The 21,329-nt window shown below is 32.7% G+C and carries 19 protein-coding genes, 1 pseudogene and 2 riboswitches; of the genes and pseudogenes, 16 read left to right on the plus strand and 4 right to left on the minus strand.

The window, feature by feature from the left end; translation table 11 throughout:
• Positions 1-71: 71 nt before the first annotated feature.
• Entirely contained in the window at positions 72-512 is a 441-nt protein-coding gene (locus tag COC46_RS19595; RefSeq protein WP_098811586.1) for a PepSY domain-containing protein, read from the minus strand.
• Between the two features lie 145 nt (positions 513-657).
• Between COC46_RS19595 and uvrC the strand changes: the two genes are divergently transcribed.
• Positions 658-2,433 carry an excinuclease ABC subunit UvrC gene (uvrC, locus tag COC46_RS19600; protein WP_098811587.1) on the plus strand — a complete coding sequence of 592 codons (1,776 nt, stop codon included), beginning with the start codon at positions 658-660 and terminating at the stop codon, positions 2,431-2,433.
• A 78-nt stretch (positions 2,434-2,511) separates the two neighbouring features.
• Positions 2,512-2,687: riboswitch (Lysine riboswitch) on the plus strand.
• Positions 2,688-2,791: 104 nt separating this feature from the next.
• Complete coding sequence (locus COC46_RS19605) at positions 2,792-4,033, plus strand: aspartate kinase (protein ID WP_098811588.1); 1,242 nt, start codon at positions 2,792-2,794, stop codon at positions 4,031-4,033.
• A gap of 484 nt (positions 4,034-4,517) precedes the next feature.
• Here COC46_RS19605 and COC46_RS19615 read toward each other — a convergent pair whose 3' ends face one another.
• Entirely contained in the window at positions 4,518-4,964 is a 447-nt protein-coding gene (locus tag COC46_RS19615; protein WP_098811590.1) for a YslB family protein, read from the minus strand.
• Between the two features lie 303 nt (positions 4,965-5,267).
• Between COC46_RS19615 and COC46_RS19620 the strand changes: the two genes are divergently transcribed.
• The 8 genes from COC46_RS19620 to COC46_RS19655 all read left to right on the plus strand — a co-directional run bounded on the left by COC46_RS19620 (position 5,268) and on the right by COC46_RS19655 (position 14,693).
• Complete coding sequence (locus tag COC46_RS19620) at positions 5,268-5,903, plus strand: succinate dehydrogenase cytochrome b558 subunit (RefSeq protein ID WP_098811591.1); 636 nt, start codon at positions 5,268-5,270, stop codon at positions 5,901-5,903.
• 12 nt (positions 5,904-5,915) lie between these two features.
• Complete coding sequence (gene sdhA, locus COC46_RS19625) at positions 5,916-7,682, plus strand: succinate dehydrogenase flavoprotein subunit (protein ID WP_098811592.1); 1,767 nt, start codon at positions 5,916-5,918, stop codon at positions 7,680-7,682.
• A gap of 7 nt (positions 7,683-7,689) precedes the next feature.
• A complete protein-coding gene (gene sdhB / locus COC46_RS19630; RefSeq protein ID WP_098811605.1) occupies positions 7,690-8,451 on the plus strand; it encodes a succinate dehydrogenase iron-sulfur subunit in 762 nt (253 codons plus the stop codon).
• 164 nt (positions 8,452-8,615) lie between these two features.
• On the plus strand, positions 8,616-9,323 hold the full coding sequence (locus COC46_RS19635) for a hypothetical protein (protein WP_098811593.1): 708 nt from the start codon (positions 8,616-8,618) through the stop codon (positions 9,321-9,323).
• Positions 9,324-9,456: 133 nt separating this feature from the next.
• Positions 9,457-9,927 (plus strand): acyl-CoA thioesterase, encoded by a 471-nt coding sequence (locus tag COC46_RS19640; RefSeq protein WP_098811594.1) that lies wholly within the window; start codon positions 9,457-9,459, stop codon positions 9,925-9,927.
• A 410-nt stretch (positions 9,928-10,337) separates the two neighbouring features.
• Positions 10,338-12,254, plus strand: a complete 1,917-nt coding sequence (thrS, locus tag COC46_RS19645) for a threonine--tRNA ligase (RefSeq protein WP_098811595.1) — start codon at positions 10,338-10,340, stop codon at positions 12,252-12,254.
• 232 nt (positions 12,255-12,486) lie between these two features.
• Positions 12,487-14,163: a DUF2339 domain-containing protein gene (locus tag COC46_RS19650; RefSeq protein WP_098811596.1), complete on the plus strand. Its 1,677-nt coding sequence runs from the start codon at positions 12,487-12,489 to the stop codon at positions 14,161-14,163.
• A gap of 17 nt (positions 14,164-14,180) precedes the next feature.
• On the plus strand, positions 14,181-14,693 hold the full coding sequence (locus COC46_RS19655; RefSeq protein ID WP_098811597.1) for a GNAT family N-acetyltransferase: 513 nt from the start codon (positions 14,181-14,183) through the stop codon (positions 14,691-14,693).
• Between the two features lie 288 nt (positions 14,694-14,981).
• On the opposite strand, the gene hmpA is transcribed toward COC46_RS19655, so the two are convergent.
• On the minus strand, positions 14,982-16,226 hold the full coding sequence (gene hmpA / locus COC46_RS19660; protein ID WP_098811598.1) for an NO-inducible flavohemoprotein: 1,245 nt from the start codon (positions 16,224-16,226) through the stop codon (positions 14,982-14,984).
• A 185-nt stretch (positions 16,227-16,411) separates the two neighbouring features.
• Here hmpA and COC46_RS19665 point away from each other — a divergent pair, with 185 nt between their 5' ends.
• On the plus strand, positions 16,412-16,855 hold the full coding sequence (locus COC46_RS19665) for an RrF2 family transcriptional regulator (protein WP_098811599.1): 444 nt from the start codon (positions 16,412-16,414) through the stop codon (positions 16,853-16,855).
• A 64-nt stretch (positions 16,856-16,919) separates the two neighbouring features.
• On the opposite strand, the pseudogene COC46_RS19670 reads toward COC46_RS19665, so the two are convergent.
• A pseudogene (locus tag COC46_RS19670) lies at positions 16,920-17,054 on the minus strand (glutamate racemase); the annotation flags it as partial.
• A gap of 221 nt (positions 17,055-17,275) precedes the next feature.
• A riboswitch (TPP riboswitch) is annotated at positions 17,276-17,385 on the plus strand.
• An 86-nt stretch (positions 17,386-17,471) separates the two neighbouring features.
• Between COC46_RS19670 and COC46_RS19675 the strand changes: the two are divergent.
• Genes COC46_RS19675 through COC46_RS19695 form a run of 5 tightly spaced genes read left to right on the plus strand, consistent with a single transcriptional unit; the run spans position 17,472 to position 21,034 of the window.
• Positions 17,472-18,461: an ABC transporter substrate-binding protein gene (locus COC46_RS19675; protein ID WP_098811600.1), complete on the plus strand. Its 990-nt coding sequence runs from the start codon at positions 17,472-17,474 to the stop codon at positions 18,459-18,461.
• Positions 18,462-18,473: 12 nt separating this feature from the next.
• Entirely contained in the window at positions 18,474-18,764 is a 291-nt protein-coding gene (locus COC46_RS19680) for a thiamine-binding protein (protein ID WP_098811601.1), read from the plus strand.
• Complete coding sequence (locus COC46_RS19685; protein ID WP_098811602.1) at positions 18,764-19,531, plus strand: ABC transporter permease; 768 nt, start codon at positions 18,764-18,766, stop codon at positions 19,529-19,531. The genes COC46_RS19680 and COC46_RS19685 overlap by 1 nt, the downstream gene beginning before the upstream one ends.
• On the plus strand, positions 19,528-20,262 hold the full coding sequence (locus COC46_RS19690) for an ABC transporter ATP-binding protein (RefSeq protein ID WP_098811603.1): 735 nt from the start codon (positions 19,528-19,530) through the stop codon (positions 20,260-20,262). Before COC46_RS19685 ends, COC46_RS19690 begins: the two co-directional genes overlap by 4 nt.
• A gap of 4 nt (positions 20,263-20,266) precedes the next feature.
• Entirely contained in the window at positions 20,267-21,034 is a 768-nt protein-coding gene (locus COC46_RS19695) for a TatD family hydrolase (RefSeq protein ID WP_098811604.1), read from the plus strand.
• The last annotated feature ends 295 nt before the right edge of the window (positions 21,035-21,329 follow it).

Below are 21,329 nucleotides of genomic sequence, written 5' to 3' on the forward strand. Positions count from 1 at the left end.
CAGTCTGAAAATCAAATTTTGGGGACTTTGTCTACACACTGAACCATTCAGATTTTATCTGAATGGTTTTTTTAAACAGCCATTGAAACTTTTTCTTTTCTTTTTTTCATTTTTCGTTTATTATTCCACAATATCCAAGATAAAGCTAACCCGGTTCCAGTTAGGATAAAAAGACCGATGCCGCTTATTAATCCGATAATACCAGTATGTAAGCTTTTTACTGAAAATGCAGATTGCTCAGGTCTATTTTCAAAGTTTGGAAATGAGGCTTGAGTATTTTCTCCATTTTGCTCATTTTGAAGAGTGTTGTTTTGATCACTGCTGATTTGTGAGTTAGATTGCTGGTTTCCATTAAACTGACCACCTGATGGAAATTGACCTTGCATTGAAAACTTTCCTCGATCTTCTCCACCTTTATTAAAATACAGGATAATTCCTGTTGTAGATTCGATTAATAAGAAAACCGAAACAATTACTCCAATCCAAAAATGAATTACTCGAACTTTGTGCATTCAAATATATCTCCTTTTTTTCTTTGATGACATTAAAGTTACGGTAGAAAGCTTAATTTTTACTTAATATCATTAAAGTATTTTCAGTTTTTAAATATGGAGATTATAATATTAAGTGTACAATTGCACGAAAGGGGTGAGGGAATTGGACAATCACTTAAAAGAAAAATTAGCGCTTCTACCAGATCAGCCTGGATGCTATTTAATGAAAGATATTCAGGGGACTATTATTTACGTAGGGAAAGCTAAAGTACTAAAAAACAGAGTTAGATCATATTTCACAGGCTCCCATGATGGTAAAACATATCGACTAGTCCAAGAGATTACCGATTTTGAATATATTGTTACTTCTTCAAATATGGAAGCATTAATTCTTGAAATGAATTTAATTAAGAAATATGACCCGAAATATAACATTATGTTAAAGGATGATAAGTCATATCCTTTTATTAAAATAACTTCTGAAAAACATCCACGCTTATTAATAACGCGTAATGTAAAAAAAGATAAAGGAAAATATTTTGGACCGTTTCCTAATGCTACTGCCGCAAATGAAACAAAAAAATTATTAGATCGTCTGTATCCTTTGAGGAAATGTTCTTCATTACCAGATAAGGTTTGTCTATATTACCATATTGGTCAGTGTCTTGCTCCTTGCGTAAAGGAAGTAACTGATGATCAAAATCAAGAAATAGTTAATGAAATTGCTCGTTTTCTAAATGGAGGAGAAGACCAAATTCAAAAAGAGCTAGAGGCAAAAATGCTAGCTGCATCTGAACAATTAGATTTTGAGCGTGCAAAAGAGTATCGGGACCAAATCGTATCAATTGAAGCTACGATGGAAAAGCAGAAAATGATGAGTAGTGATTTAGTTGACCGAGATGTGTTTGGCTATGCCGTTGACAAAGGATGGATGTGTGTCCAGGTTTTCTTTGTTAGGAGAGGAAAATTAATTGAGCGAGATGTATCTTATTTTCCTATTTACGATGAACCAGAAGAAGAGTTTTTATCATTTATAGGCCAATTTTATGAGAAACCTCATAATATCAAACCGAAAGAAATTTTTGTACCGGATAAAGTTGATACTGATATTCTTAAAGAATTACTAAAAATACCTGTAATTCAACCAAAAAGAGGTCAGAAAAAGGAACTAGTTGTATTAGCAAATAAAAATGCAAAAATAGGTCTCGGTGAAAAATTTAAATTAATCGAGAGAGATGAAGAAAGAACGGTCAAAGCCATTGAAAAACTAGGAGATATATTAAATATTGAAACACCATATCGCATTGAGGCGTTTGATAATTCAAATATTCAAGGTACGAATCCTGTTTCAGCTATGGTTGTTTTTATTGACGGTAAACCCTCAAAAAAGGATTACCGCAAATATAAAATAAAAACGGTTGTCGGACCAGATGATTATGATTCAATGCGAGAAGTAGTACGTAGAAGATATTCAAGAGCATTAAAAGAAAATTTGCCTCTACCAAATTTAATAATTGTCGATGGAGGGAAAGGACATCTAGCTGCTGTTGAAGATGTACTTCAAAATGAATTAGGGTTATTTATCCCGACTGCGGGACTTGTAAAAGATGAGAAACATAGAACTTCTGAGTTATTAATTGGTCAACCTCCTCAAATTGTACAATTAGGTAGACAAAGCCAAGAATTCTTTTTACTACAAAGAATTCAAGACGAGGTCCATAGATTTGCAATCGAATTCTATCGTCAATTGCATAGTAAATCTATGGTTCAATCTGCTTTAGATGGGATAGCAGGAGTTGGTGGTACAAGAAAGAAAGCTTTGCTTAAACATTTTGGATCAGTAAAAAAAATAAGAGAAGCATCAGTTGATGAATTAGTAGCAGCGAAAATGCCAAAAAATGTTGCAGAAGAAATTTATCAGCATTTCCATAAAGAGTGAAGAAAGTACCATCTGAAATTTTTATCTTGACACTATTTTCAAATTAATTTATATTTTAGTTAAAATTAAATGATTTTCTCTCGTAATAGAGGTGCAAAACTTAAGAGTATGCTGTCATAGACGTGTGGCGTTGTAATGGACAGTTGAAAGGATGTTTTGCCGAAATGAAATGAATCCACAATTCATTTTGTTGGGACTGCATTTAAGAAATGTAGTACTGTCGCATAATAAGTATGCGGGGAGCTATTGAAGAGATGTTGATGATTTGTCTATTTTATTATTTGTAAATTAGGCGCGTGAACATTACTTCACGCGCCTTTTTTGTATTCTTTTTTAAGTAAAAGTGAGGATGAGAAAAATGGGAATTATTGTTCAGAAATTCGGTGGTACTTCAGTAGGCTCAGTTGAACGAATTCAGCATGTTGCTGAAACTGTAACCAAATCATATAAAGAAGGAAACCAAGTAGTTACCGTGGTTTCAGCGATGGGACATCATACAGACGAACTAGTTAGTCTAGCTGCTCAAATTAGTCCACAAAACAGTAAACGTGAATTAGATATGTTACTTACTACAGGGGAACAGGTTTCTATTTCCTTACTAGCAATGGCAATTCAAGCAAAAGGTTTTAAGGCAATATCACTAACAGGTTGGCAAGCTGGGATTCAAACTGAATCTGTCCATGGTAATGCGCGTATAGAAACGATTCATACTGAAAGAATTCAACAATTACTTGATGAGGGATATATCGTAATCGTTGCTGGTTTCCAAGGGTTAAGTGACAAAAATGAAATTACCACATTAGGTCGTGGAGGATCAGATACAACGGCAGTTGCGTTAGCTGCAGCCTTAAATGCAGATCGTTGCGATATTTATACGGATGTATTAGGAGTTTATACTACAGATCCAAGAGTTGAGCCAAGCGCATCTAAATTAAGTCATGTCTCATATGATGAAATGCTTGAACTTGCGGCTTTAGGGGCAGCGGTTTTACATCCTAGAGCAGTAGAGTTTGCAAAAAATTATAATTTAGTCATTCAAGTTCGTTCTAGTCAACATGATGAAATCGGTACATTTATTGGGGAGGAAAAACAAATGGAACAACAATCAGTCGTAAGAGGAATTGCATTCGAATCTAATGTAACAAGGATGACATTAAATGGTTTAGATAACCATGTAGATCTACTACCTAAAATCTTTACTTTACTCGCAAGTGAAGGAATCGACGTTGACATTATTATCCAAAGTGTTACTTCAGATAACCTAGTAAATCTTTCATTCTCAATTAAATCGGAAAATATGATGGAAGCAATAACAGTTCTAGAGTCTAAAAAAGAATTTTTAGGTTACCGTTCATTTGATTTTGAGAGCGAGCTTGCTAAAGTTTCAATTGTAGGTAGCGGAATGGTTTCAAATCCAGGTGTAGCTGCAAAAATGTTTAAATATTTAGCTGAGAGTAATATTCCTGTAAAAATGGTTAGTACTTCTGAAATTAAAGTATCTACAGTAATACCAAAATCAAAATTACAAGAAGCAGTCCATGCGCTTCATGAAGGTTACGAATTAAATCGTATTAATGAAGAAGTAGCAGTAGAAAACTGAATATAAATACACCCTTTTAGGCGTACTATTCTTTTATTAATTGGCTCTGAAGTAAGAAAAATGCATCATTACAAAAGAGTCTTAAAGTATAGATAAAGCTTAAAAGGGTTTTTTTATTAATTAATCGAATAAATTATAAATAAGATTCTGTAAATTCTAATAATTTATTCGAGATGGTAGATAAAGGAGGTATTAATATTGAGGCATAGTTTACTTTCGTATGGATATGGGGAAATTGTGCTACAGTTAGTTCTATTAATACTCGCCATTTTGTTTTTTGTTTCTATTTGCATATTTTTGTTAAATTCTATTATTAGAGGTGTTAAAAGAAATAGGAAACTAGGTGGAGATAGAAGGCAGGATCAAGAAAAGAGTAGGAAAGACTGGGAATTTTAGCTGCAAAATAGACTGGATTAGAACTCATATATTAAAAAATATTCTTTTATTTGAAAAAACCACAAGACAATTCTTGTGGTTTTTCATTTTATCTTCTTGTAATTGGATCCTTCAAATCCCATTTTACGATGAATTTTACTTTATCGCTTTTTCTACTTGGCTCTTCATAAGTTTCAGCAATTACATCGATTTGTTGTTCAATTTGCATCGCTAGAAACCCAGCTTCTAATTGGTATGATACAGTATGTTTTTGTTGATTTCTGTATGTAATTAATTCAGATGTTAGTGTTAAATGAACTTCTTGTTTCTTTTCATCTTCTACAGTAAGAGAACCCCAACCAGCTTTTTCAAAAAAATCTATAATTTCTTCAAAGGTTGCTAAAGGATATTTTCTGGCAATCATCTTACCCGCCCAATATAAAATATCATTTTGCTCTTTTCCTAATAGATCATTCAAAAGATCGTTTCGTATAAGCTCATAGCCAAAACTAGAAATATTTCCCGGAATATTTAAATTTTCAATGCCGTTCGTCATGGTCGGATAACTCTCCCTTTCCTAAAAAACATGTTTTTATTATATACAAAATTTAGTAGTAAAAACAATAATTCGAAACCTGTATATTACAATGATAACCAAACTAAATGAGAAGTTTTTTCAGTAAAGAAAAATGTACGCGTTTTCTTGACCTGCTATATTATCAGGAGTAAAATGGTTTGTAGATAAATGTCATAAAAATTTCGACTTTTTATGCGTATTACTTTTTTATTCTATTTTTTTAGAATAATAGAAGAAGGATTAAATTTTCATGTGCACAAACTAAAGGGGGCAGGGGTTTACATGAGCAACAAGAATGGAAGGGAGTTTTTCTTTAGAAAACTTCATTCATTGCTAGGCGTTATTCCGGTTGGAATCTTTTTAACACAGCATTTAGTTGTCAATCATTTTGCGACAAATGGAGCGGAATCATTCAACAAAGCTGCTGATTTTATGGCGAATTTACCATTCCGCTATTTTTTAGAAATTTTTGTTATTTTCTTACCAATTTTATACCATGCGATTTATGGACTATATATCGCGTTCACAGGTACTAACAATGTTAAAAATTATGGATTTTTACGCAACTGGTTATATTTATTCCAACGTATTTCTGGTGTAATTACTTTAATTTTTATTACGTGGCACGTGTGGCAAACACGTATCGCTGCTCAACTAGGAGCAACAGTTGATTATAATATGATGGCTGATATTTTCGCTTCAAAATTTATGTTAGTTTTCTATATAGTAGGTGTTATTTCAACAATTTTCCACTTTGCTAATGGATTATGGTCATTCTTCGTATCTTGGGGAATTACTGTAACACCTAGATCACAACGTATTTCAACATATGTTACATTAGGTGTTTTCGTTGTATTATCATTCGTAGGATTACGTGCTATCTTTGCATTCATTGATCCAACACTAGCGAACTTGTAAGGAGAGAGAGTCATGAGTGGGAAAATAATTATCGTCGGTGGCGGATTAGCTGGTCTTATGGCAACTATTAAAGCCGCAGAAGCTGGTACAAAAGTAGATTTATTCTCATTAGTTCCTGTAAAAAGATCACATTCAGTATGTGCTCAAGGTGGAATTAATGGGGCGGTTAATACTAAAGGTGAAGGTGACTCTCCATGGGAGCACTTTGATGATACAATTTATGGTGGAGATTTCTTAGCAAACCAACCACCAGTAAAAGCAATGGCAGAAGCAGCGCCTGGTATTATTCATATGATGGACCGTATGGGTGTAATGTTCAACCGTACGCCTGAAGGACTATTAGACTTCCGTCGTTTCGGTGGAACGCAACATCACCGTACAGCATTTGCTGGTGCTACTACTGGTCAACAATTATTATACGCATTAGATGAGCAAGTTCGTCGTTACGAATCTGAAGGTCTTGTTCAAAAGTATGAAGGCTGGGAATTTTTAAGAGTTGCTGTTGATGATGAAGGCGTTTGTCGTGGAATCGTTGGACAAAACTTAACATCAATGGAAATCGTAAGTTTCCCTGCGGATGCTGTAATTATGGCATCTGGTGGCCCTGGAATTATCTTTGGTAAAACTACAAACTCAATTATTAATACTGGTTCAGCTGCTGCAGCTGTATATCGTCAAGGTGCGATTTACTCAAATGGTGAATTTATTCAAATCCATCCAACTGCAATTCCTGGAGATGATAAAAACCGTTTAATGAGTGAAAGTGCTCGTGGTGAAGGTGGACGAGTATGGACTTATAAAGATGGTAAACCATGGTATTTCTTAGAAGAGAAATATCCTGCATACGGTAACCTTGTACCAAGGGACATTGCTACACGTGAAATTTTCTCTGTATGTGTTGACCACAAACTTGGTATCAATGGCGAAAACATGGTGTATTTAGATCTTTCACATAAAGATCCACATGAACTTGATGTAAAACTTGGTGGAATCATCGAGATTTATGAAAAATTCACAGGTGATGATCCGAAAAAAGTTCCAATGAAAATTTTCCCAGCAGTTCACTACTCAATGGGTGGATTATGGGTTGATTATGACCAAATGACTACTATTCCTGGATTATTTGCAGCTGGTGAGTGTGATTACTCAATGCACGGAGCAAACCGTTTAGGAGCTAACTCATTACTTTCTGCAATTTATGGAGGAATGGTTGCTGGACCAAATGCTGTAAGATACGTAAATGGTTTAGCGAAATCTTCAGCTGATGTTTCATCTTCTGTTTATGAAGCAAATGCTAATGAAGAAAAAGAAAAGATGAATCGCATTTATAAAATGGACGGTAAAGAAAATGCATACCTTCTTCATAAGGAACTTGGAGAATGGATGACAGACAACGTTACTGTAGTTCGATTCAATGATCGCTTATTAAAAACTGATGAAAAAATTCAAGAACTTTATGAGCGTTATCAAAACATTAATATCAATGATACAGCTAAATGGAGTAACCAAGGTGCTTCATTTACTCGTCAACTTGAAAACATGCTTCACTTATCACGTGTAATCACTTTAGGTGCTTATAACCGTAATGAAAGCCGTGGAGCTCACTATAAACCAGAATTTCCAGACCGTAATGATGAGGATTTCTTAAAAACTACAATGGCTAAATTTGATGAGAAAACAAATTCACCATTATTCGATTACGTAGATGTTGATACTTCATTAATTCAACCAAGAAAACGTGATTATTCTAAGAAGAAGGAGGACAAAGCAAATGCATAATGGAACAATGACTGCTGAAAAGACAATTACGGTAATCGTTAAACGTCAAGATTCACCAAATACTGCACCATATGAAGAAACATTTACTGTCCCTTATCGTCCGAATATGAACGTAATCTCGGCATTAATGGAAATTCGTAAAAATCCAGTTAACTCAAATGGGAAAGAAACGACTGCAATTTCTTGGGATATGAACTGTCTTGAAGAAGTTTGTGGAGCATGTTCGATGATTATCAATGGTAAACCAAGACAATCATGTTCTGCACTTATTGATAAATTGGAACAACCAATTCGTCTAGAGCCAATGAGCACATTCCCAGTAGTACGTGACTTACAAGTTGATCGTAGCCGTATGTTTGATTCTTTAAAACGTGTTAAAGCGTGGATCCCAATTGATGGAACGCATGATTTAGGTCCTGGTCCAAGAATGCCAGAAAGAAAACGTCAATGGGCTTACGAATTATCAAAATGTATGACTTGTGGTGTATGTTTAGAGGCTTGTCCAAATGTTAATAGTAAATCGAACTTTATTGGACCTGCACCACTTTCTCAAGTACGTTTATTCAATGCTCATCCAACTGGAGAAATGAATAAGGAAGAACGTCTACACGCAATCATGGGAGACGGTGGACTTGCTAATTGTGGTAACTCACAAAACTGTGTACAATCTTGTCCAAAAGGAATTCCTTTAACAACTTCAATTGCAGCGTTAAACCGTGCAACTACAATTCAATCTTTCAAAGACTTCTTTGGAAGCGACGAAATTTAATCTTTAAAAGCATGTTCCTAGGAACATGCTTTTTCTTTTTGTACTAAATCATTTAAACGAATATTTTCTAATAAACTCAAGTTAGCTATCATATCAATAATTTAAAAGCAGGAAAGGTGGAAATACACCGTCAAAGAACTGCCACACCTCTGGAGGTGATATGATTGCAACTAAATCAAGTAACTTTTGAAACGAAATGCTATGAAAAAGATTGGAAGATACTTTTACAGACAGATCGTTTGGAAAAGATGATTAACTATAATCAATATCAGTTTAAAGAAAAAAGACTATTTATAAATAACGTAGATAGCATTAGTGAAGTTAGTAGGTATGCAGACAAACTTGTTGCAAGAGGAGTTTTATCGTCCTATACAGTAGTTGAAGATTATGCTAAGGAAGTTCTTAACTTTTTTGAAATTAACAAGGATAGTTTTAAAGGTGGCTATTATTATTCAATTTCAGAATTAGTAAGTATTTATCTGTGCAATACAGACTATTTACTCCATTTTTCGAGTGATTCAATTTTAGATAGACCATTTAACTGGATTGATTTATCAATATCAAAATTTCAAAATGATGATCAAATTAAAGTAGCAAATCCCGTTTGGAATGGAAATATTTATGAAGCTAAACAAGAGTCATTTCAAGAAGATGAAAACTTTTTTATCGGTTATGGTTTTTCTGATCAATGTTATTTAATTCGCTCGAAGGATTTTAAACAGAAGATTTATAATGAAAAAAATCCTATTTCAGAAAGATACCCAGTATATGGGGGAGAACTTTTTGAAAAACGTGTAGATGCATGGATGCGAAATCATCATTACAAAAGAATCACTTTCAAGCATGGTAACTATATCCACCGAAACTTTTAGTAAATTAATAAATGTACGATATCATTTAAAACTATGTCTGTTAGACATAGTTTTTATTGTGTGCTAATGAATGAATATTCATATTTTTCAAGAGATTAATGATATAATAAAGAGCGTTAGGGGGGCGGATTTGATGGCGAGAATGAGTTATGTAACTAATTTAGAAGAATGGCAATCTGAGTTTTCGTTTAAGATAACGATTCAGGTTCGATTTAGTGAGACTGATCTGTTTGGACATATGAACAATACAGTGCCTTTCGTTTATTTTGAAGAAGCTCGTATAGAGTATTTAAATTATTTAGGTCTAATGCAAGAATGGACGAAAAGTCATAATGAGATTATTCCTGTTGTCGCTGACTTACAATGTGATTTCTTACAACAAGTATTTTTTAATGAAAAAATAGATGTATACGTAAAAATTGGAAATGTTGGAAATTCATCAATCGATCTACACTATATGGGCATTAATCCAAAGGGTGAAATTTGTTTTACTGGACGTAATTCTTTGGTAAATATTAGTCGTCATACAGGAAGAAGCGAAAGATGGAAAGACGAATGGAAAGAATTATTAAAAAGTGAAGTAAATAAAACTATTAATGTTTAAAGTAAGTAATATAGTCACATACTGATTAATGGTTGAATAGAATGATAAACAATTAAATTAATCTTTAGATGAGTACTTGAAGTATTGAATGACATTCTATATAATACTTTTATACGAAAAATAAGAATAAGCAATGATCAAGGACACGAGCGTTCAAGACGATAGTAAGAGAGGAATTCATTTGGTGCGAGAATTCTCTATACGTTGAATGACTTACCACCTTGTAGCTATAGTGGGGAACGTAATTTATTTACAAGTAACTACTATCGGTGTAGACCGTTAAAACGTTGAGATTTTGTATACTTATTTTTGTGTACATTAAATTAGGGTGGAACCACGAGCACATTCGTCCCTACGAGTGTGCTCTTTTTTTTATTGTCAAAATTAATTTAAAAAAGGAGTGAACTTAAATGATTTCAATTAAATTACCAGATGGATCAATTCGCGAGGTGGAACAAAATACAACAGTTGAAGATTTCGCGGGTTCAATCTCCATTAGCTTAAAGAAAAAAGCGCTTGGTGGAAAAATTAATGGGAAATTAGTTGATTTAAATACACCTATTACTGAAGATTGTGAAGTTCAAATCATTACACAGGATGATCAAGATGGCTTAGAAATGATGCGTCATAGTTCAGCGCATATTTTAGCCCAAGCAGTAAAACGCTTATACAAAGACCAAAAGGCTGCATTTGGTGTTGGTCCGGTTACTGCAGATGGTTTCTATTACGATATTGATCTTCCGGTTTCAATTAAAGTAGAAGACCTACCGAAAATTGAAAAAGAGATGGAAAAAATTATTAAAGAAAATTTACCAATTACTCGTTCAGAAGTTAGCCGTGAAGAAGCAATTAAATTCTTCACTGAGTTAGATGATGAATTTAAATTAGAGTTAATTCGTGATTTACCAGAAGATGCAGTCATTTCAATGTATACTCAAGGTGAGTTCGTAGACCTTTGCCGTGGACCTCATGTCCCAACAACTGGCCGTGTAAAAGCGATTAAATTATTATCTGTTGCCGGTGCATATTGGAGAGGCGATGCTAATAATAAAATGCTTCAACGTGTTTATGGTACAGCTTTCCCAAGCAAGAAAGAATTAGAAGAGCATTTATTCTTATTAGAAGAAGCTAAAAAACGTGATCACCGTAAATTAGGTAAAGAGCTAGAATTATTCATGTTCTCTGAAGAAGCACCTGGTATGCCGTTCTTCTTACCAAATGGTACAATCATTCGTAATGAATTAGAACAATATGAACGCGGATTACAAACTGCAAAAGATTATAAAGAAGTTCGTACACCGTTCATTATGAACCAAAGATTATGGGAGCAATCAGGTCACTGGCATCACTACCATGAAAATATGTATTTTACTGAGGTAGATGATACTAACTTCGCGTTAAAACCAATGAACTGCCCAGGTCATATGTTAGTTTACAAAAATAAATTACATTCATATCGTGATCTTCCGATTCGTATGTGTGAAAATGGTCAGGTTCACCGTCATGAATACTCTGGCGCATTAAATGGTATGATGCGTGTTCGTACTTTCACTCAAGATGATGCACACATCTTCTGTCGTCCAGACCAAATTGAAGGCGAAATTATTGAAGTAATCAACTTAATTAAAGAAATTTATGGTATATTCGGATTTACTTATAAAGTAGAATTGTCAACTCGTCCAGAAGACTCAATGGGATCTGAAGAATTATGGAACTCAGCAGAGCAGGCTTTAGAAAATGTTCTTAAATCTGAGAACTTAGACTTTAAATTAAACCCAGGCGATGGTGCATTCTATGGTCCGAAAATCGATTTCCATATTCAAGATGCATTAAAACGTAGCTGGCAATGTGCTACAATTCAGTTAGATTTCCAAATGCCTGAGAAATTTGATTTAACTTATGTTAATGAAGACAACCAAAAAGAGCGCCCAGTTGTTATCCACCGTGCAATCTATGGTTCAATTGACCGTTTCTTAGGAATCTTAACTGAACATTTTGCTGGAGCATTCCCATTATGGTTAGCACCAGTCCAAGTAGGTATATTACCAATTTCAAGTGTCCACAATGAATACGCTCAAAAACTTGCTGATCAATTAAAAGCTGCAGGTATCCGAGTTGAAGCTGATTTACGTGGCGAAAAAATTGGATATAAAATCCGTGAAGCACAACTTCGTAAATTACCTTATATGTTAGTAGTTGGTGACCAAGAGGTTGAAAACAATACTGTAGCTATCCGTAAACGTGGCGAAGGTGACATTGGAACTCAATCGTTCGAGAGCTTCCTAGAGATGATTAAGCAACAAAAATTAGAAAAAGTTTTATTTTAATTAAAAAAATCCTCTATTTTTTATAGAGGATTTTTTATTTGACCGATAAATAGAAAGAGACTAGAACATCATTGAATGTATTTTCTGGGAAATATGACGAAATTTGCAAGAATAATAATTTTCAACATTCTCTTAATAGGATAAATCTAGAAAGTATCGAACTTATAAGAAGGATGTCTTTTAAGTTATTTAGTTTTAATAAAATACATAGTTATGTTAAGAGGTGATACAGTTGGATAATCAGAATCAAGATATTCAAACAAAAGTAGAGAAGCTTGAAGAAGAAGTCAAAGAAATGAAGAAACAAATTGAATTTCTCTTAGATAAAAAGGAAACTTCAAATGTAATTAAACAATCAAGTCAAAATAAAGTAAATAAAACATTAACGAAAAAAACAGTTAGTAGACAGGTTAAAATGACAGCTGATATTGACGAAAAGGTAGATTATGAAGCACTTATTTTCCAAAAGTGGTTACCAAGATTCTTCATATTTATTTTCATTCTTGGAGTCATGTGGGGCTTTAAAGCAGCATCCGATTATGGGGTACTAAACAAGTATGCAAAAGTAGGGATTGGATTTGTAATTGCTATAGCTTTATTCTGGTACGGAAATCGTCAAATGAAGGCGAAACGATCAACGCTTGGTCAATCGATAATAGGTGGAGTTTTGCCAGTATTATTTTTAACTACCTTTGCTATGCATCATTTATATCACATGGTCGGGTCAACCATTGCATTTTCTCTTCTAATTGTTTGGGTATGCTTTGGCTTTTATTCAATGAATAGATATAAATCCGAAGTAATAGGGTTGATCAGTATATTAGGAGCCGTTTTTGTACCCTACCTAGTTAAAAGCGATTCACCTAATTATTTATTCTTCTCGATTTATGAAACCGTTATTTATTTATGCTTCATTTTTTATGCAGTACTTAATAAATATAAATTTATATTTATTTCATCAGTAATACTACTACATTTATCATATTTAATTGTTACTCTAGTTAATTTTAATACAAAAGGAATCGAATATTTTGCAATCAGTATTATCATTCAACATATTAGTTTGTTAGCTATTTTGATAAAATCTAAGTTTGCTATTAAGAAGCAAATATTACTTCTACACACAAGTTTTATTTTTACAATTGGATGGATCTTTAGTGGTTATGAAAATCAGACTAGAATAATGATTTTAATCCTTTTATGTGTAGGTTATTTATTCCTAAGTTTTTATTATAAAAAGAAATCGGATTATTTCTTTGCATTTTCGACTAACTTTCTTTTAGCCTTTTCATTTCTATGCTTAGACAGTGTTTCAGAAAATTTATTAAGTACTGTTTTAATCATTCAAGCATTACTAACTTATTTATTCTATTTAAGGTATCGTGATTTACTGAAATTAATCATAGCGGCTCTAACATTCATACCTGTAGGAATATCGATTTTATCGGTTGGTATGGATGCTCTTTGGTCATTTGAAACAATGAATTGGTTCGTATTAATCATCGCCCTTATTGCAATTGCAACTTTGGCTTATAAAAATGAAGATGAAAAACAGTTTATTTTATTAAGCAGTTCTTTATTAATTACGGTTATAATGATCGCTTTTATAACACAAATTGTTCAAATCATAGCAGTAGATTTATCGGACAATATGATTCGATTGTCAATTAATATAAGCTGGATTGTACTCTCAATTTTAGCTATGATACTTGGAAACATGAAGAAGTTTAAAGTATGGACTTATATTGGGATAGGTTTATTATTACTTACACTAGGAAAACTTGTATTAATAGATTTACCAAACATTACATTGATGGTAAGAGCTGGCTTATTCATTCTGCTTGGTTTAATCGGTTTAGTAATTTCTAGAATATTTTTTAAAGGAAACAGTAGTCAAAATAAAATTTAATATACAGGAGTCTTGTAATGCTAATTACTGAAACTAAAAACTTAATATTAATGACTTTTACAGCAGAAGCAATGATTTCTGTATTAAGTGGTAATAAAGAGTTAGAATTTGAGAATCAGTATTATAAATTCGCTAGTGGATGGCCAATTCCCATATATAAAAATCTTTTCCCTTATAAAATCTCACGCTTTCAAACTCATCCTAATGAAGAAGAATATGAAGGGATTATCATTCATAAAAAGGATCGACTGATTATTGGTGATATGGGATTTAAAGGTGGACCTGACGAAAATGGGATAATGGAAATTAGTTACAGTATTGCGCCTAATTATCAAGGTAAAGGATATGCTACTGAAATGGGAAAGGATTTTTGTAAGTGGGGATTGCAGAAGGAGCATGTTACAAAAATTATTGCTATTTGTTCAGTTTATAATTATGCCTCAATAAGAGTTTTAGAGAAAATTGGATTGATAAAAGTAAAAGAAGAGATTGAGAAATATTATTGGTTTTTACCAGAAAAAAATAAATAATACTCATTTGATAGAATGATCAATTTTTCTAGAAGAAGGTGGGCTTATTCTTACAACAAGAAATGCACCAATCGTCTTTATGGTCATAACGAAACGTGATTTTGGTCGATTCCTTTTGTACGATATGATGATTAGTGGCTTAGTATATGGCTCCCTAAAAAAATACTACTCAAGTGATCTAATCGCTATATTTGGTAGTTTTACCATACCTACGATTTTAAAGAGAGTAGCGATAGTATTAGAACGAAGATGAAAAGGATGCTCAAAACTTGAGCATCCTTTAAAATGTTAGCCTTGATATACAGAGTTTTTTGGTTCAGTGTCCAAGCTGATTGATGGTCCAAAGAATTCAAAATAAATTTGAGTATCTTTGATGCCTAATTCTTTTAAACTTGTAATAATAGATTTTAAAAACGGTACTGGACCACATACGTAATAATCTGCATTGTCTAATTTAAGATTGTTTTTTAACCATTCTGCATCGATATAACCTTGCTTTTTGAAGTTGTTATTTTGAAGGTCTACCTCAGAAGGATTCTCGTAAACAAATGATAAATTGAAATTTGTTAATTGTTCTTTTAATTCGTTTAGTTCATTTTCAAACGCTTGTAATTTACCGTTTCTTGAAGCGCTAATGAAGTTAACTTGACGATTCGGTTGACTAGTTACAATTGACTTAGCCATACTCATTAAAGGAGTAATTCCAACTCCACCACTTAAAAAGACAACATCTGAAGCCTTCTCAGTATTTAATGTAAAATCACCGGCTGGAGCAGTGATTTCCAATGTATCACCAACATTAACTTGATTGTGTAAGAAGTTTGAGAATTTTCCTAATGGTTGATTTTCTTCAGCTTCTCTTTTTACTGAAATTCTAAAGTATGGTTTACCAGGTACATCGGATAAACTATATTGTCTGTTAGATAAATATTCTTCACCAGGAATTTGTGATCTTACAGTAATATATTGTCCTGGTAGGAAAGTAGGAACAGAAGAACCATCTTTTGGTTTTAAGTAGAATGATGTAATTACATCACTTTCTTCAACTTTTTCGATGACTTTAAACTCTTTAAATTCAGACCATCCGCCATCTTGATTTGAAGCCTCTTCATACATTTCTTTTTCAATATCGATAAATACTTGAGCTATAATTCCATAAGCTTCGCCCCAGGCACCAAGTATTTCTTCTGTTGCAGCATCACCAAGAACTTCTTTGATAGCTCCTAGTAAATGTTGCCCTACGATTGGATAATGTTCTGGTTTTACTAAAAGACTACGATGCTTTTGCGCGATTTGTTTTACAACAGGTAGAATTGTTTCTAGCTTATCAATGTTTTGTGCTGCAGCTAAAACAGTATTTGCAAGAGCTGTTTGTTGTCTGCCTTTTTGTTGATTAGTATGATTAAATACATTTAATAATTCAGGATGATTAGTAAATAAATTTTTATAGAATACTGAAGTAATCTCAGTTCCCTTTACTTCTAAAACTGGAACTGTTGACTTAATAATTTCAATTGTTTTTTGAGATAACATAAAAAATCCCCCTAGGTATGTTGAAAAGTAGTATTGTGAATACATCTTTATATTAGACCTGAATAGTATTTAAAGCAATATGTAAAATACATCTTTATAGTGTTTTTTCGTGATAATACATAAAAGTTTAAAAAATGTTCACAATTATGCTATGATGAATTTAAACAAAACAGTGAGGACAAGTTATGCGTTTAACAACTTATTCGGATTACTCTCTTCGTGTATTAATATATTTATCCTCTGAACCACGTGAAAAATTAGTTAATATAAAAGACATTGCAGAAGCTTATGATATTTCTAAAAACCATCTAATGAAAATAATTTATAATTTAGGGAAGATGGGTTATATCGAGACTATACGTGGCAGAAATGGTGGAATACGTTTAGCTAAATCACCATCAGAAATAAATATAGGTGAAATTATCCGTAAAACTGAAGAAGACTTTAATATTGTAGAATGTTTTGAGCATGGCAATACATGTGTGATTACACCTGTTTGTTCCTTAAAACATATCTTTAATCAAGCATTGGATCAATTTTTACGAGTATTAGATCAATATACATTGGACGATATAGTAAAAAACAATGCGATGTTTAAAGATTACTTTTCAATTAATCCAAAAGAATAAACACGAAGAAAACCAACAAAGTTTAAATTTGTTGGTTTTCTTCATATATAAAGATAGACTTTTATGCTCGTGATCCAAACGGGCATCTTACAGTGTCACTTAAGTATAAAATGTCTTCTTTAGGTAATTGTCGTATAATTTGTTTGGCAATTGTTAAGCCTTCAACACCTGAGTGAATGACTCCGATTGGTTTATTCAAAAAATCCCCTCATTTTGCTCATAATTTGATGATGTAGTATATTCTTTATTCAAGTATGATTTTACTATACTAATAAATGATAATTTTGTTTATTAATCTCTTTCAAAACATGTGTTTAATAGGTTGTATTAACAGACTATTAAAACAATTAAATGGAAGTTAAAAATAGTTCGTAAATTCAATCAGTATCTGTTATATTTATGATGAAAAGTTTATATATGAGAAAAATGTGGAGGTGCCAGTGTTGCTGGCTGAGATATCGTCCTTAAGACGTCGACTCTTAGAACCTGATCTGGGTGATGCCAGCGTAGGGAACAGTATCTCTTTTAGATATGTTTTTTACAGCGCATTTACGTCCGGATAGTATCCGGGCGTTTTCTTTTTGTATAAACAAAAAACAAAAAGGAGTTTTAATAAATGAAAAAACTAGTAGTTTTTTTAGTAGCTATTTGTTTAATGTTAACTGGGTGTGGTCAAAACAAAACAGCTACTAGTAAAAAAGGGAAGCCATTAAAAAAGGTGACGGTCGTACTAGATTGGACGCCAAATACAAATCATACTGGACTATATGTTGCAAAGGAAAAAGGATATTTTAAGAAACAAGGACTTGATGTAGATATTATTAGCCCTGGAGAGACTGGAGCAGATCAATTAGTTGCTTCTGGTAAAGCTGATTTTGGAGTTTCTTATCAAGAGTCAATTACACAAGCTAGAGTTCAAAATGTACCAATTGTTTCAATTGCAGCAGTTATTCAACATAATACTTCTGGTTTTGCATCACCTGTAAAAAAAGAAATTAAGTCTCCAAAAGATTTCGTAGGAAAAACATATGGTGGTTGGGGTTCACCGGTTGAAAAAGCCGTTTTAAAATCACTTATGTCAGAAGAACATGCGAATGCAAATAAGTTAAATATCGTTAATATGGGCGATGCTGATTTCTTTACAGCTGTAAAAAGAGATATCGACTTCGCATGGATTTATCAAGGATGGACGGGTATTGAAGCTGAGCTGCGTGGAGAGAAATTAAACATGATTTATTTAACAGATTATAGTAAAAAACTAGATTACTATACTCCGGTATTAGCTACAAATGAAAAAATGATTAGCAAAAAACCTAAAGTAGTAAAAGCGTTTGTAGCCGCAGCATCGGAAGGATATAATTTTGCAATTGATCATCCGAAGGAAGCTGCATCGATTTTACTTAAAGATAATCCTGATCTAGATAAAAATTTAGTAGAAAAAAGCCAAGAGTGGTTAGCATCTAAATATAAAGACGATGCAAATCGTTGGGGTGAGCAAAAGTTAACGGTCTGGAAAAACTATGCAGATTTTTTAGCTGAAAATAAATTATTAGAAGGTAAATTTAAGCCAGAAGAAGCTTTTACAAATGAATTCTTACCAAAATAAGGAGGAGCAAAAATGAAAACTACTTTAATGAGTGTTCAAATAATACCCAAAACAAATCATGTTGAGGAAGTAATTCCTGCAGTTGATGAAGCAATTAAGATTATTGATGAATCAGGTGTAAAATATCAAGTACAACCATTGGAAACAACAATGGAAGGTGATTTGAATGAATTATTATTAGTTGTTCAAAAAATGAATGAAAGAATGATTGAAATAGGTTGCCATAATGTTATTACTCAAATGAAAATTCTTTATCAACCCCAAGGGATTACAATGGATGTGTTAACGGAGAAGTATCGTTAATGAAACGAAAAAATATGAAAGGATGGCAGCCATTTGTTGTCATCCTGCTTTTTTTAATCTGTTGGCAGCTCAGTATTAAAATTTGGAAAATAGAGCCATGGTTATTGCCAGGGCCAATTTCAATCTTTAAAGAAGGAATTCAATCATTAAATTCATTACTTCCTCATATTACTTCTACAATTCAATTAACGATTATTGGATTGTTAATTGGTAGTTTACTAGGATTTTTAATAGCCTTTCTATTGCACTTAATCCCAGGTGTGAGAGAAGCTTTTTATCCATTACTAATTCTTTCGCAAAATGTACCAATTATCGTATTAGCACCACTTTTAATTATTTGGTTTGGATTTGGTGTATTGCCAAAATTAATCATTATCTTATTGGTGTGTTTTTTCCCTATAACAGTATCGGCATTAGATGGTTTTCGACAAACACCAAGTGAGTTAATAAATTATATGAAAATGGCAGGAGCGTCCAAAGTACAAATTTTTTGGAAAGTTGAATTTCCGTTTTCTCTCCCTTCAATCTTTTCAGGCTTAAAAATTTCAGCGACCTATAGTGTAATGGGGGCAGTTATATCAGAATGGCTTGGAGCAAAATCAGGAATTGGAGTATATATGACTCTAGCTTCATCTTCATTTAGAACAGATCGAGTATTTGTTTCCATTTTTATCATTATGCTTTTAAGTATGCTGTTCTTCTTCCTTATCGTAATGACTGAACGATTGACTGTTAAATGGAAAATTAAAGGAGAGAAACAGAAATGACATTACAAGTGGAACAGCTATCAAAGAGTTATGGTAGTAATAAACAAGTGCTAGATAATATTTCTCTTTATGTAAATGAAGGGGAATTTGTATCAATTTTAGGTCCATCTGGTAGTGGGAAAAGTACATTGTTCCATCTCATTGGTGGGTTATTAAAACCGGACTCTGGAGAAATAAAGTTAAATGGATCCACCATAAATGGGGAGCTAGGTCACATTAGTTTTATGCCACAAGACCATGCTTTACTACCTTGGAGAACGGTTTTGAAAAATATTGTTTTGTCCCGGGAATTAAAACATAAACCTGATGAAAAGTTGGCAAGAGATTGGCTTAAAAAAACAGGGTTAGAAAACTATGAAAATGCTTACCCTCATGAACTATCTGGTGGCATGAAACAAAGAGTTTCATTTTTAAGATCATTACTAGCACCTCAATTATTTATGTGTATGGACGAGCCTTTTTCAGCTTTAGATGAATTTACTAGACTTGAAATGCAACAATGGCTTTTATCCATTTGGGAGGAACAACGACGATCTATTTTATTAGTTACTCATAATATTGATGAAGCGCTTTTGTTGTCTGATCGAATTTATATATTTTCTGACAAGCCTGCCAAAATCAAAGAAGAAATCATTGTGCCTTTTCCAAGACCACGAAAAAAAGAATTATTATTAAGTGACGAATTTACTGAATGGAAACGAAAAATCTATTTGGCTTTAGAGAAGGAGTAATACGATGAAAATGATAGATGCTCATATTCATTTAGATTCTTATGATATTAGTCAAAGAGAAGAGTTGTTAAATAAAATAAAAAGTCACGAAATCGAAGCAATCATTTCTGTTTCAATGGACTTAAAATCTAGTAAGAAAAATTTAGAATTTAAAAAACAAAATAATATTGTCTATCCAGCATTCGGGTATCATCCTGAACAACAACTCCCTTCTGATGATGAGGTTGAAGAATTAATCGAATGGATTAAAGAACATCAGCATGGAATGGTTGCTATCGGGGAAGTTGGATTACCATATTATAAGAATTTAGAAGAACAAATTGACTATATACCTTATATTCAATTACTAGAAAAATTTATCTCACTTGCAAAAGAAGTAAATAAGCCGATTGTATTACATGCGGTATACGAAGACGCCGAGATCGTATGTAATTTACTAGAAAAATATTTTATTCAAAAAGCGCATTTTCACTGGTTTAAGGGAGACGATCATACAATTAGTCGAATGATAAAAAATAGGTACTTTATCTCAATCACACCGGATGTATTATATGAGAAAGAAATACAAGATTTAGTAAAAAAGTATCCAATTGAGTTGATGATGGTAGAAACAGATGGACCATGGCCATTTGAAGGCCCTTTTGAAAATGAGTGGACACACCCTAAATTTATGCATCAATCGATTGCGAAGATTGCAGAGTTGAAAAATTTAGATTTAATATGTGTATATAAAACTTTGTATGAAAATACTAAGAAGTTTTATGAAATTTAAATAGAAAAATATTTTTGAAGATTAATTTCTAAAGCTTCAATAAGGAAGCCCTATGAGGTTGATTTCTTGCTTTTTTGAGGGGCGGGACCTTAGCCTCCTGATATGAATATTTTTTTATTTCCTTTACTAGAGTAAAACAAATTATTATTTTAGTGTTTTAGATTTCAACACTTTAAAAAATCGTTTTCTTCGAGAAAACGATTTTTTCAGAGTGTTGAAATATAAAGTTGTCAATATTGGAACAATAAGTAAATTTTATTAATGATAAAGTGATCTTAATGTTCTTCAATGCTAA

The sequence above is a fragment of the Bacillus sp. AFS041924 genome (genome assembly GCF_002577195.1).
Classification (GTDB): Bacteria; Bacillota; Bacilli; order Bacillales; family Bacillaceae_G; genus Gottfriedia.

What these genes read in the sequence shown, in the direction of transcription:
- hmpA (WP_098811598.1), bottom strand. Translation starts at nt 16,226, where the DNA reads ATGTTATCTCAAAAAACAATTGAAATTATTAAGTCAACAGTTCCAGTT.
- sdhB (WP_098811605.1), top strand. Translation starts at nt 7,690, where the DNA reads ATGACTGCTGAAAAGACAATTACGGTAATCGTTAAACGTCAAGATTCA.
- COC46_RS19655 (WP_098811597.1), top strand. Translation starts at nt 14,181, where the DNA reads ATGCTAATTACTGAAACTAAAAACTTAATATTAATGACTTTTACAGCA.
- COC46_RS19695 (WP_098811604.1), top strand. Translation starts at nt 20,267, where the DNA reads ATGAAAATGATAGATGCTCATATTCATTTAGATTCTTATGATATTAGT.
- COC46_RS19595 (WP_098811586.1), bottom strand. Translation starts at nt 512, where the DNA reads ATGCACAAAGTTCGAGTAATTCATTTTTGGATTGGAGTAATTGTTTCG.
- COC46_RS19665 (WP_098811599.1), top strand. Translation starts at nt 16,412, where the DNA reads ATGCGTTTAACAACTTATTCGGATTACTCTCTTCGTGTATTAATATAT.
- COC46_RS19615 (WP_098811590.1), bottom strand. Translation starts at nt 4,964, where the DNA reads ATGACGAACGGCATTGAAAATTTAAATATTCCGGGAAATATTTCTAGT.
- COC46_RS19640 (WP_098811594.1), top strand. Translation starts at nt 9,457, where the DNA reads ATGGCGAGAATGAGTTATGTAACTAATTTAGAAGAATGGCAATCTGAG.
- COC46_RS19685 (WP_098811602.1), top strand. Translation starts at nt 18,764, where the DNA reads ATGAAACGAAAAAATATGAAAGGATGGCAGCCATTTGTTGTCATCCTG.
- COC46_RS19690 (WP_098811603.1), top strand. Translation starts at nt 19,528, where the DNA reads ATGACATTACAAGTGGAACAGCTATCAAAGAGTTATGGTAGTAATAAA.
- COC46_RS19605 (WP_098811588.1), top strand. Translation starts at nt 2,792, where the DNA reads ATGGGAATTATTGTTCAGAAATTCGGTGGTACTTCAGTAGGCTCAGTT.
- COC46_RS19680 (WP_098811601.1), top strand. Translation starts at nt 18,474, where the DNA reads ATGAAAACTACTTTAATGAGTGTTCAAATAATACCCAAAACAAATCAT.
- COC46_RS19675 (WP_098811600.1), top strand. Translation starts at nt 17,472, where the DNA reads ATGAAAAAACTAGTAGTTTTTTTAGTAGCTATTTGTTTAATGTTAACT.
- thrS (WP_098811595.1), top strand. Translation starts at nt 10,338, where the DNA reads ATGATTTCAATTAAATTACCAGATGGATCAATTCGCGAGGTGGAACAA.
- COC46_RS19620 (WP_098811591.1), top strand. Translation starts at nt 5,268, where the DNA reads ATGAGCAACAAGAATGGAAGGGAGTTTTTCTTTAGAAAACTTCATTCA.
- sdhA (WP_098811592.1), top strand. Translation starts at nt 5,916, where the DNA reads ATGAGTGGGAAAATAATTATCGTCGGTGGCGGATTAGCTGGTCTTATG.